This window comes from Allobosea sp. 05T433, assembly GCF_056396065.1.
Map to the genome: position 1 here is coordinate 157435 of NZ_JBFTKS010000003.1, position 12022 is coordinate 169456.

At 64.4% G+C, this 12022-nt stretch carries 13 protein-coding genes; 2 read left to right on the plus strand and 11 right to left on the minus strand.

All coding sequences use genetic code 11. From position 1 onward, the window contains the following. The first annotated feature begins 34 nt into the window (after window positions 1-34). A complete protein-coding gene (gene mog / locus AC1DGP_RS04975) occupies window positions 35-580 on the plus strand; it encodes a molybdopterin adenylyltransferase (protein WP_441489649.1) in 546 nt (181 codons plus the stop codon). 87 nt (window positions 581-667) lie between these two features. Further along, the gene (locus AC1DGP_RS04980; protein ID WP_476831792.1) at window positions 668-2086 is read left to right on the plus strand and encodes a mannose-1-phosphate guanylyltransferase/mannose-6-phosphate isomerase; all 1419 of its coding nucleotides are present in this window, start codon (window positions 668-670) and stop codon (window positions 2084-2086) included. Window positions 2087-2094: 8 nt separating this feature from the next. On the opposite strand, the gene AC1DGP_RS04985 is transcribed toward AC1DGP_RS04980, so the two are convergent. From AC1DGP_RS04985 to AC1DGP_RS05035, 11 genes are all read right to left on the minus strand, one after another. Then, window positions 2095-2664: a glutathione peroxidase gene (locus AC1DGP_RS04985; protein WP_441505305.1), complete on the minus strand. Its 570-nt coding sequence runs from the start codon at window positions 2662-2664 to the stop codon at window positions 2095-2097. Between the two features lie 225 nt (window positions 2665-2889). Then, entirely contained in the window at window positions 2890-3273 is a 384-nt protein-coding gene (locus tag AC1DGP_RS04990; protein ID WP_043233413.1) for a response regulator, read from the minus strand. Between the two features lie 10 nt (window positions 3274-3283). Beyond that, entirely contained in the window at window positions 3284-4399 is a 1116-nt protein-coding gene (gene cheB / locus AC1DGP_RS04995; protein ID WP_441489355.1) for a chemotaxis-specific protein-glutamate methyltransferase CheB, read from the minus strand. Then, complete coding sequence (locus AC1DGP_RS05000) at window positions 4396-4992, minus strand: chemoreceptor glutamine deamidase CheD (protein ID WP_441489356.1); 597 nt, start codon at window positions 4990-4992, stop codon at window positions 4396-4398. Before AC1DGP_RS05000 ends, cheB begins: the two co-directional genes overlap by 4 nt. After that, on the minus strand, window positions 4989-5837 hold the full coding sequence (locus AC1DGP_RS05005; RefSeq protein ID WP_441505304.1) for a CheR family methyltransferase: 849 nt from the start codon (window positions 5835-5837) through the stop codon (window positions 4989-4991). Before AC1DGP_RS05005 ends, AC1DGP_RS05000 begins: the two co-directional genes overlap by 4 nt. A 24-nt stretch (window positions 5838-5861) precedes the next feature. Further along, on the minus strand, window positions 5862-7862 hold the full coding sequence (locus AC1DGP_RS05010; RefSeq protein WP_476831793.1) for a methyl-accepting chemotaxis protein: 2001 nt from the start codon (window positions 7860-7862) through the stop codon (window positions 5862-5864). Window positions 7863-7938: 76 nt separating this feature from the next. Continuing rightward, window positions 7939-8448 (minus strand): chemotaxis protein CheW, encoded by a 510-nt coding sequence (locus AC1DGP_RS05015; RefSeq protein WP_069882586.1) that lies wholly within the window; start codon window positions 8446-8448, stop codon window positions 7939-7941. A gap of 2 nt (window positions 8449-8450) precedes the next feature. Further along, window positions 8451-10757 (minus strand): chemotaxis protein CheA, encoded by a 2307-nt coding sequence (locus AC1DGP_RS05020; RefSeq protein WP_441505302.1) that lies wholly within the window; start codon window positions 10755-10757, stop codon window positions 8451-8453. A gap of 9 nt (window positions 10758-10766) precedes the next feature. Continuing rightward, the gene (locus AC1DGP_RS05025; protein WP_441476827.1) at window positions 10767-11126 is read right to left on the minus strand and encodes a response regulator; all 360 of its coding nucleotides are present in this window, start codon (window positions 11124-11126) and stop codon (window positions 10767-10769) included. Window positions 11127-11131: 5 nt separating this feature from the next. Further along, complete coding sequence (locus AC1DGP_RS05030; protein ID WP_441505301.1) at window positions 11132-11428, minus strand: STAS domain-containing protein; 297 nt, start codon at window positions 11426-11428, stop codon at window positions 11132-11134. Window positions 11429-11524: 96 nt separating this feature from the next. Further along, window positions 11525-11992 (minus strand): response regulator, encoded by a 468-nt coding sequence (locus AC1DGP_RS05035; RefSeq protein WP_113513871.1) that lies wholly within the window; start codon window positions 11990-11992, stop codon window positions 11525-11527. Between the last annotated feature and the right edge of the window lie 30 nt (window positions 11993-12022).

The window sequence follows — 12022 nt, forward strand, 5'->3', positions numbered from 1 at the left end:
ACCGGCCAGGATCATCCTGCAACGGTGCGACGGCATGACCAGCGATATCAAGATCGGAATCGTCACGATATCCGACCGGGCCTCGGCCGGCATCTATGCCGACGAGGGCGGCCCCGCCATTCGCGACTACCTGAAGAATGCGCTCGCTTCGCCCTGGACGGCCGTTGCGCGGGTCATCCCGGACGACCGCAAGGCGATTGCCGACACCCTGATCGAACTTGCCGACCGCGAGGGCTGCTGTCTCATCGTCACGACGGGAGGCACCGGTCCCGCTCCCCGCGACGTCACGCCCGAGGCCACGGACGACGTTGTCGAGAAACCGATGCCCGGCTTCGGCGAACTGATGCGCCAGGTCAGCCTCACCAAGGTGCCGACCGCGATACTCTCGCGCCAGACCGCCGGCATCCGTGGTCGCTCGCTCATCGTCAACCTGCCGGGACGGCCCCGCGCGATCGCCGAATGCCTCGACGCCGTGATGCCCGCCATACCCTACTGCATTGACCTGATCGAGGGCCCATACCTGGACACCGACCCGACCGTCATCGTCGCCTTTCGTCCGGGCCAGAAGGCCAAGGCCTGAATTTTTCCACGACCCTGCATTTAACCAATGGTAGTGACGTTGCTGTAAGGCAGCAGGGTCACGACCTGCCTGAGAAGAGCGCGCTTGATGTCAGTCCCGAAAATCGTTCCGCTCGTCATGGCCGGCGGAGCCGGCACCCGGCTTTGGCCGCTGTCGCGCGATACGTTGCCCAAGCAGTTCATTCCGCTGCTCGGAGACGGGATCTCGACCTTCCAGGCGACCCTGCAGCGGCTGCATGACCCGCGCTTCGATGCGCCGATCGTCATCACCAACAATGACTTTCGCTTTATCGTTGCTGAACAGATGCTCGCGATCGGCATCAAGGGCGAGATCGTCCTGGAGCCGGAGCGACGCGATTCCGCCGCAGCGGTCGCAGTCGGCTCGCTATTGGCAGAACAGCGCAGGGCCGGCGCGATCTGTGCGGCCTTTGCAGCCGATCACGTCATTCAGGCGACTGCGGCATTCCGCGACGATTGCGCGATCGCAGCCGAGCTCGCTGCGTCCGGCCTGATCATGACGCTCGGCATTCCCCCGACGCATCCCTCGACGGCCTATGGCTATCTCGCACCCGGCGAGCCGCTGCCCGGCGAGCGCGCAAAACGTCTGCAGCGTTTTGTCGAGAAGCCCGACCTGGAACGCGCCACGCGCTATCTCGAGGAAGGATATCTCTGGAACAGCGGCAATTTCGTCTTTGCCGCGGCAACGATGTGCGACGAGATGGAACGCCACGTTCCGGACGTGCTGAATGCCGCGCGTGAAGCGATTGCCAAGGCGACCCGCGACCTCGACTTCCTGCGCCTCGATCCGGAGGCCTTTGCCCAGGCCACCAAGATTTCAATCGACTACGCCGTGATGGAGCGGACGCGGGCGGCCGGTGTCGTGCAGGCAAGCTTCGACTGGTCCGATATCGGCGCCTGGGACTCGATCCACGAGATCAAACAGAAGGACGCCGATCGCAACGTCCTCGAAGGCGAGGTGGTCGCGCTCGATAGCCACGGCATCTATGTCCGCAGCGATGACGTGTTGACGACGGTTCTCGGCCTCGACGATGTCGTCGTGGTTGCGACGCGCGATGCCGTGCTCGTCTCGTCAATGGCCGCCGCCGGCAAGGTCAAGAACCTCGTCGAGTTGATGAAGACCGATGGCCGGCCGCAGGCGAGCGAGCACTTGAGGGTCTACCGGCCCTGGGGCTGGTATCAGCGCATCGATATCGGCCAGCGCTTCCAGGTTAAGCGCATCAACGTCAAGCCGGGCGGGCTGCTCAGCCTGCAGAAGCACTTTCATCGCGCCGAGCATTGGGTCGTGGTTTCGGGAACAGCCGAAGTTACGGTCGATGCCAAGGTCACGCACGTAAATGAGAATGAATCGGTGTACTTGCCGATCGGTTGCGTCCACCGCTTGCGCAATCCCGGCAGGATCGACCTCGAACTGATCGAGGTACAGGTCGGCTCCTATACCGGCGAGGACGACATCATCCGCATCGAAGACATCTACGCGCGTAGCTGAAGGCGGGCTCAGGCGGCGTGCAGCTCCTGACCGATAGCCCGGATCAGCTGTGAGCCGACCGGGTCCGAGCTCGCGGGAAAGCCGCCTACGAGGCTGCCATCGCGCCCGACCAGATACTTATGGAAGTTCCAGGTCGGGACTTCGGCCGGCCGCCGTGTCGCCGCCCAGCGATAGAATGGATGGGCGTCCGGGCCACGCACGCTCGATTTCGCGGCGAACGGGTAAGTCGCGCCATAGGTCTGGCGCGCTGCTTCCGCGATAGCCACACCTTCCAGCGGCTCCTGCCCGCCGAAGTCATTGCACGGCACCGCCAGCAACATCAGGCCACGGCCGGAATAGCGTTGCCACAGCTGCTCAAGTGTTGCGAACTGCCCTGCGTAGCCGCAATTGGTAGCCGTGTTGACGATCAGGATCGGCTTGCCGCGATAGGCCGCCAGCGGAATATGGCCGCCCTCGAGCCGGGCGAATGCAAACTGGTAGGCGTCGGGTGCGCTCTGCATATCCGGCGATATGGCAAATGATGGGCTCGCAGCGAGCCCGCCGATCAGGCTCAACACGTCACGACGAAGCAGCGGCATGGCCTGCCCTCCCGCGAAACCTCATGATCCGGCGCAGATACTGGCGCAAATGAGAGCGCCCCGCAGCCATGATGGCCCGAGGCGCTGGATCACAATGGTGAGATTAGATCATCGGACAGGAAATCGTATCCGGTCCGATGATCTATCCCTTTGTCTTTGCATCGGCTTTCCCAAAAACCGCAATCCACTCTTCGGGCCGATGCTTTAGCCTCGAGCCGCCTGCGCTCAGCAGGCGAGAACCTTCTTCACCCGCACCTCGAGATCGCGGAGCTCATAGGGTTTCACGACATAGTGGTCTGCGCCGTTGCTGGTCGCCTCGTCCATCTTGTCCACCGAGCGCTCGGAGGTCGCCATGATGATCTTGATCTGGTTGAGCTCCGGCACGGAACGGATCGCCCGCAGCAGATCGATGCCGCTCATTCCGTCCATGTTCCAGTCGAGCAGAAGCAGATCATAGCGCTTGGTCTGCATCTTCATCAGCGCTTCGCGCGCATTCTCCGCCTCATCGATGTCCTGGAACTCGATCTGCTTCAGGAAATAGGTGGCAAGACCGCGCATGCTCTTCTGGTCGTCGACCACGAGGATCCGGTAGTCACTTCTGGCTTTCATCACGCTCTCCTCACGCGGTGCGCTGATGCGGACGTTCTGCGATCAGGTGGCCGATAGCGGCGCCAATCTGGTCGAGTGCCACAACGCGATCAGCGGCCCCGATCTCGAATGCTGCTTTCGGCATCCCGTTTACCACACAGGTTTCGCCACTTTGAATTAACGTCTCGGCACCGGCTTTGCGCATGGCTAACAAACCGTCTGCCCCGTCCCGGCCCATCCCGGTCAGCAGCACGCCTACCGCATGGGCACCCAGGCTGCGCGCCACCGAGTGGAACATGACATCGACCGATGGCGAATGACCGCTGACCAGCGGCCCTTCCTTCAGGACACAGACCAGTTCCCCACGGCGCTCCTCGATCTCGAGATGGCGCAGGCCACCTGGCGCGACGACCGCCATGCCGGGCTTCAGCTTGTCCCCGTCGGCCGCCTCGCGGACGTCAAGCCCGGTGGCTGCCGCCAGGCGTGCGGCGAATTTTGCCGTGTAGCCGGCGGGCATGTGCTGAACCACGACCATCGGGATGCGCAGATTGGCGAGGTCCCGCATCACCACCTGCACGGCCGGTACGCCGCCGGTCGAGGCGCCGATGGCGATCAACGACGTACGCCCACCGGGCGAGGCGGAAGCGCGCCCAGGCTCACGAACGGGAGCTGGCCTTGCCGGCGCGGCTTCGCGCGCCAGAGCGCGCGCGGCTGCAAGCATCTTTCGACTGGCCGAGGCGCGGTGAAGCGCAGCCACCAGATGCTTCATGAAGCCTTCGAGCGTATGCGTCGTGCCGTCCGGCTTCTCGATGAAGTCGATCGCCCCCAGTTCCAGCGCCTGGATGGTGTTGTCGGCGCCTGGGCCGCCGAAGGCTGAGACGATCAGCACCGGCAACGGGTCCTGCTTCAGCACGCGCGCCAGCAATTTGAGGCCGTGCCGTCCCGGCAGTTCGAGATCGAGCGTCAGCAGGTCTGGCCGCAGCTCCTGGATCGCGTCCCAACCCTCCTCCGCGCTGCCGGCGACGCCGATCACCTTGAAGCCGGGGGCGGAGTCGATGATCTGCGTCATGAGCTTCTGCATCAGGACGGAATCGTCGACGACAAGGACAGTGACGGGTTTGGCCGATGGTGCTTGGTTCAGGGTCATGTGAAGATCTCGACATCACCTGCGACAGGCTGGGTCTTAAGTCGGTTGAGATAGGCCACTTCCTGCTCATGCTCGCTGCTGCGGACGCTCGGCTGCACATGCTGCACCCAGGCCCGTCCCGTGGAAGGCTGATAGTGGATTCGCCGTGAGCGTGTGCCGCCGACATCCTTGGAGACGATGGGAATGCCTTCCCGGTTGAGGAAGTCGAGCACGAAGGCAATGTTGCCGTCGCCTATGGCGAGCATGGTCGCCCCCGACAGGACCCGTGCCCCGCCGAAGACCTTGGCTTCGAGATGATTTCGTTTGCCGCCGCGCTTGAGCAGGCCGTTGATGAGAACTTCCATCGCGGTGTCGCCATAACGCTCGCCGGCGCTGGCATCGTTGCCACTGTTGTTCTTCGGCAGCAGGAAATGGTTCAGCCCACCGACCCCTGCCTGCGGATCGCGCATGCAGACCGAGATGCACGAGCCCAGCACAGTCGCGACGATCTCGTCCTTCGCCGAGGTGATCTCGTGCTCACCTGGCGCGACCGTGATGATCGTCGCCTCGAAACGGGGGTCGAAATAGCGCCGAGAGGACCGCGTGATACTCATGGGGTTCTCTCGTAGATCGTGCGGCCGATCAGCCTGAGCTGCGGGTGAGGTTGCGGGAGCGACTCGGAATGACCGAGATAGAGGAAACCTCCCGGCGCAAGCAGATCGACGAAGCGGTCGAGGATCGTGGCCTTGGTCCGGGTATCGAAATAGATGAAGACGTTTCGGCAGAAAATGGCATCGAATGGGCCACGCATCGGCCAGTTTTCGATGAGATTGAGCCGCTTGAAGGCGATCAGCCGGCGCAGATCATCGCTGATCCGCGCCTCTCCACGCCCGACCTGCCCGTCCAGGCGCAGCAGCGGCCTGACATCGGCGGGCAGACGCTCGAACAGCTCCGCCGGATAGATGCCCGCTTCCGCCCGGTTGAGGATGTCCGTGTCGATATCAGTCGCCAGAATGCGGAAATCGAGATCGCTGCGTGAGCCGATGACGTCGCGCGAGACAGCCGCAATGCTGTAGGGCTCCTCGCCGGAGGAGCAGGCAGAGGACCAGATCCGGATACGCCCGCGCCGGCCGCCGCGTTCCTGAACCAGCCTCGGCAGCACATCGCGGCGCAAATGGTCGAAATGATGCCGCTCGCGGAAGAAGGCGGTGTGGTTGGTGGTGACCGCGTTGATCAGCTCGGGGATCTCGTCCTGCGCGCCCGGCGTCTTCAGGAAGGCGCAGTACTCCGCGACCGAGCCCATTCCCAGCGCCTTGACGCGTCGGGAAAGGCGACCGCGCGTCATCGCTTCCTTGTGTTCGCGGATGACGATGCCGGCATGCTCGTAGACGAGCTTCGATATGAAGCCCATGTCCTCACGCGTCAGCGTGGCTTCGGGAAGACCTTGAGGCGCGAGCATCACTGTGAACCTGACAACATCGAACTAGAACTCGGCCCAATCATCGACACGCCCATTGGCGATGCGGCGCGGCGCTGGACGGACCGCCGGGGCTTTCGTCAGTTCCGGCCGACGCGACTCCGGGCGGCGGACCGCCGGCGCGACACGCGCCTGCTCGACGAGCGCTGCAGCCGCAAGTCGCTGCAACCGGGCGGGCTCGGTCTGCGCAGCATGAACCGACGGCGCAGCGAACCCTTCCTCGATGCGGAAGACGGCAACAAGCTGTTTCAGCCTGTCGATTTCCGCCATCAGTTCATGTGCCGATGACGCACTCTGCTCCGCCAAAGCCGAGTTCTGCTGGGTCATCTCGTCCATATGGGCGACGGTCTGGCTCATCTCCTCGATGCCATGGGCCTGCTCGGCGGTCGCGGAAGAGATCTCCGCGACGGTCGCAGAGACCTTGCTCGCAGCGGCCACGATCCGCTCCAGAGCTTCACCGGTGCTGCGTACGAAGCGCACGCCCTCGCCGACCTGCTCGTTGGAGGTCGCGATGAGACCCTTGATATCCCGCGCAGCCTGAGCGGAACGCTGTGCCAGGGCGCGCACTTCGGAGGCCACAACGGCAAACCCCTTGCCCGCATCACCGGCCCGCGCAGCCTCGACCGCCGCATTGAGCGCCAGCAGATTGGTCTGGAAGGCAATACCGTCGATCACAGAGACGATCTCCGAGATGCGGACGGAGGACGTTTCGATCCGTTCGATCGCGCCAACCGCCTGGGACACGACAACCCTGCCGTCATTGGCCACATTCATGGCCTCTCCGGCCAGCTGGGTCGCCTCGCGGGAGCGGGCCGCGCTCTGCTTGACGGAGGCTGCCAGCTCCTCGGTCGTCGCGGCAGTTTCCTCCAGATTGCCGGCTGTCGCTTCAGTCCGCCTGGCAAGGTCGCCTGCGCCGGAATTGATCTCGATCGCGGCTCGCGAAACATTGCCTGCCGTCAGTTGGATGGTCGAGACGGTCTGGCCGAGATGGGCGAGTGCTCCGTTCAGGCTGCGCTTCAGCTCTGCGAGGCGGCCGCGATAGTCCCCCTCCATGCGGTGGCTCAGGTCACCCTCAGCCAGTCCACCGAGCACGCTCGAAAATTCGCCGACCGCGCCTTCGACCAGGGTATTGATCTGATTCAGGCCCTCGGCGATGCGAGCCATCGCCTCCGGCTTGCCCGCTAGCGGAATACGACGCGAGAAGTCGCCCTCGACGGCCGCCGAGACGACATCTGCAACCTCGTTGGCGGCKGCAAGTTCGTCGGTCAGTTCCAGCCATTCGACGGCGGTGCCGAGACGCTCGCCATTGGCATGCAGGACAGGGCTCAAAGACAGCGAAATAGTCCGCCGGCCGAGCGCATAGCGGATCGCGCGGGCCCCGCCGACATCATGCCGCCCGAACACGGCGTCGCCATAGACGGCATCCATGACCCGGCCAAGCATGTCCTTGGCCGAGCAGCCCGGGAAGGCCGTGCGAAAATCCTCCTGGGCCTCGGCAAAGAACTTCAGCAGCGACTTGTTGACGTAGACGACGCGGTTCTGCCGATCGCAGACCATGACATTGGTGCGGCAGTCATCGAGCGCGGCACGGATACGCGCAGCTTCGACCCCTGTCTCGTGAATGCTCTTCAGGGCGCGGGCAAGGTCGCCGATCTCGTCGCCGCGGGCGAGGCCCGGGATCGCGGCGTTCTCGCCCTGGGCCAACAGGCCGACCGCATCGCGCATCTCGACGATGGGCCGGTAGATCGAGCGCGCCGCAAACCAGCCGACGGCCGCGATCGCGACCAGCGAAACGGCGCTGATCCCCAGCATCTGCGGAATGGCCGATCGCACGGCACCGTCGATATCGGCGGCGCTCAGCCCGAGCTGCGCGAGGTCATTCAGCCGCCCCCAGGCGACATGATAGGCGGCGGCGCCGATGGCGCCGCCCGAAACGAAAGCCGCGCCGAGAAACATCAGCGGCAGCCGTACCGAGAGTCTCGAAAGGGAACCGGCGAAGCTGCCCATGTTCTTGTCGTGTCTTTCTTGGCGCGTTGGCCTTCCCCGGCTCAGTCATCTGGCGCGTTGCCGCGTCAGATGATGATCAAGCCGCCCGGGTGGTCCGAGCGAGAGGGGTTTCCGCCCCGCCTTCGCGGATCACGGCCGCGAGGTCGAGCAAGGCGACGATCTCGGTGTCGAGCAACACGAGGCCTTCGATCAGGCCATGCTCGTCACGCTCCAGATCCGGCGCCGGGCGAACCGCGCTGACCGGAACATCGACGATGTCGGAGACCGAGTCGACCAGCAGGCCGGCGGTCTTGTCCTCGACATCGACGACGACGATGACGTGGGTTGCCGTGGCATCGGTGACACCGAGGCCGATCGAGGTGCGCAGGTCGTAGACCGCGAGAATGACGCCGCGCAGATTGAGCACGCCGCGCACATGCGGAGCCGCATGCGGCAGGGGCGTGGTCACCTGCCAGCCCTTGATTTCACGAACCATGCCGACATCGATGCCGAAAGTCCGATCACCGACGCGGAAGGTAACGATACGACGCACGGCTGATTCAGGCTGCGCCGACGAGAAGTGCTTTTCGCCGAGTTGAAGGGTCATGATCATCCAGCCATTTTCAGTTCGGGAGCGGGTTGCCGGCTGCCGGTCGCGGCCAGCCTCAGCATCGAGTCGACATCGAGGATCAGGGCGACGAGGCCGTCGCCGAGGATGGTCGCGGCGGATGCGCCGTTGACCGCGCCGTAATTCGCCTCGAGGCTCTTCACGACGACCTGCTGCTGGCCGACGATCTCGTCGACCGCAATTCCGACATTACCGCCGCGCTCGGTTTCGGCGATGATGATGATGTTCTCGTCGCGCTGCCCGGACGAGCCCATCACGGCGCCGAGCCGGTAGAGCGGTGTGACCTCACCGCGCCAGCGCAGGACTTCCTGGCCGAAGGTGAGATGCTCGATCGGCGTATTGGCGAGGTGCTGGGTCTCGATCACACTCGCGATCGGGATGACGTAGCGATCGTCACCGCAGCGGATCACCATGCCCTCGAGCACGGCGAGCGTCAGCGGCAATGCCAGGGTGAACTTGCAACCGCGGCCGGGCTCGGAATCGACGCTGATGCGGCCGCCAAGCGACTCGACATTGCGCCGCACCACATCCATGCCGACGCCGCGGCCCGAGATGTCGCTGACGGCCTCCGCGGTCGAAAGCCCGGCGGCGAAGATCAACTGGTCGATCTCCTCGGGTGCAAGCTTTTCATCGGGGCCGACAAGACCACGCGAACGGGCCTTGCCCAGTAGCTTCTCGCGATTGATGCCGCGCCCGTCATCGGTGACGGAAATCACGATGCGCCCGGCCCGATGTTCGGCGGTGAGCTGGATCGTACCCTCCGGCCCCTTGCCTGCTGCCAGGCGTTCCTCCGGCGTCTCCAGGCCATGATCCATCGAATTGCGGATCATGTGAGTCAGCGGATCGGCAAGCTCTTCGATGATCGTCTTGTCGACCTCGGTGTTTTCGCCTTCGAGTACCAGGCGCACTTCCTTGCCCAGGGTCTGCGCAAGCTCGCGGACGAGGCGCGGCATGCGCTGGAACACGGCCTTCACCGGCTGCGCGCGCACGGCCATGACATGGTCCTGCAGCTCGCGTGTCTGGCGCGACAGCGTCAGGATGCCCTCGGCGGTCTTGGCATAGACGTCATAAGGCAGCGAGCGCACGCATTCGACCAGCATGGACTGGGTAATGACGATCTCGCCGACGAGATTCATCAGCTTGTCGATGCGGTCGAGATCGACACGAACGCTGACGGCCTGGCGTTGGCGGGCCGCAGGAGCATCATTGGCAGGAGCACGAAGCGCAGGACGCGGCACCGGCGGAGCCGCCGCCTCGACTGGGGCCGGCGCAGGAGCCGGCACAGGAACGGGTTCCGGCGCAGCGGCCGGAGCAGGCCCGAGCTTCGCCAGGATTGCCGAGAGATCGGCAGCAACCGACTGCGGCACCTCTGCTTCGACGGCAGCGACTGGCGCGAACGAGACCACATCGTCATTGGCCGGCTCGGGCATCGCCTCGATCTCGAACTCCTCGGTCGCGAGGGTGAAATCGAACTTGCCGTGCAGCTCTTCGACCGACAACTGCGTGCGCAGGTTCACGGCAAAGCGCATCCAGCAATCGGTGACGTCGAGTTCCTCCAGCGACGGCACGTGGCTCAGGTCGCAGGAGACGGAAACGATATCCTCCGGCGGCAGAGCCGCCAGCACGACGCGGGGTTCGATCACACGGCGGAAGAGGTCGCGATCCGGCGTGATGCGCAGGCACATCTCGCTGCCGGCCTTCACCGGCTCGGCCGGAGCGACGGCGGCAACTGGCTCGTCGTCCCAGCCGTCATCGATCGGCTTCACGGGCGCGGCGGACTTCGCCTCGACCATCGCAAGCAGATTGCCGAGCGCTGCGATACCCGGCGGGGCGTCGTCGCTCGCAGGCGCGGAGGCCGATGGCACTGGAGGTGCGGAAGCGGCAGCGGCAGGAGCTGCTGCGACGGGTTCGGCCTGCCCGACACGTTCCAGCGCCTCGAGCAGATCAGGACGCGGGCGGGCCGGTTCGTCATTGCGCGCCGCCGACACCAGATCGGCAACGGCATCCGAGCAGCGCAGGAACAGTCCGAAGGGAGCGTCCTCGATCGCGACACGCCCCGAACGCAAATGATCGAGCGAGGCCTCGAAGACATGGGCGAAGGCGACGAGCTCCGTGCAACCGAAGGCCCCTGCCCCGCCCTTGATCGAATGGATCGCGCGAAATGCGGCGTTGACGTCCTCGGGCTCGCGTGAGCCCTCATCAAGCGCCTGAAGCTTTTGCTCCAGAGCGCCGAGAAGCTCTTCGCATTCCTGGAAGAACGTTTGTTTGAGTTCCGCTAACGGATCCATCGGCCAGCCTTAGTTCTGATAGCGAGCAACGAGGCCGAGCAGGGTGTTGGGCTCGAACGGCTTGACCATCCAGGCGCTGGCACCGGCGCGCCGGCCCTCCGCCTTGATCTCGGCGCCGTTTTCCGTCGTCAACACGATGATCGGCGTATTCTGGCCGGCCGGTCGGGCACGGCAGGCGCGCGTGAACTCGATTCCGTCCATCAACGGCATGTTGAGGTCGGTGATCACCAGATCGGGCTGGAACTGGTCGAACTTGACGAGGCCGTCCTCGCCGTTCTCCGCTTCCGCCACCTCATGTCCGGCATTGCGAAGCGTCAGGCTGAGCAGACTGAGCAGGGTCTTCGTATCGTCGATGGCCAGGATTCGCATCGATATCACTCCAGGACGAGAGCGCTTTGGGCAGGATCGAAGCCGATCGCCTGCAGGGACTTGCGGCACTCTTCCGAGGCCGCCTTGAGAGTGACGCTGAGCCCCTTTGCCTGCGCACTGGTCGCGGCGGCATGGAGCAACTGAATCCAGAGGCTGGGCAGGGGGCCAGCTTCAGCGCATTCGACGGCGATGCTCTCCTTCTGCTCCAGCGCGACGAGCAGCTGATTGCGGAAGGCTGCCGCCTCGGAACGACCGAGAAAGGCTGGAAGCGAGACGGTGATGACCACGGCGGCGGGACCCATGATTGGCGGATGGAAGATCACGCCAGATTGGTAAAAATTTCGCTAATCGGCGGCACCCCGGCATCAACCCTTTGGGCGTTTCCGAGGCAGATGTGGTCAGAACATGGCATTGCTGATGGCACGCGGAACGAGCGAGATGCTGCCGTTCTGCTCCTTGTACTTGCGCGGGATGTTGATGATCCCGGACAGGTGCAGCCAGAGCGCGTTGGGCGAGATCGGCTTGGTGATGATCTCGTGCGCCCCGAGCTTGGCCGCCTGCACGACCGAGCGGCGGTCGGGGCGTTCCATCATCACCAGGACCGGAGCCTTGGCGAAGGGCGAAGTCTTGAACGAACGGATCGACGCCAGGCATTTGACACTGCCGGAATCGGGCAGGTCCCAGTCCAGGACCACGATGTTCGGCTGCTTCTGGATGAACATCGTTGCGGCCGAGGACAAATCCGGGGCCTCGAAGATGCGGTGGAGCGACGCCTGGTAGAGCATGGTCCGGACGATGCGCCGGTAATGCGCGCTGCTATCGATCAGCAGGACCGAGAGATTGGGAAAAGACGGCGCGATATGCATGACGCTGGACCGGACACTCACTCAACCCGA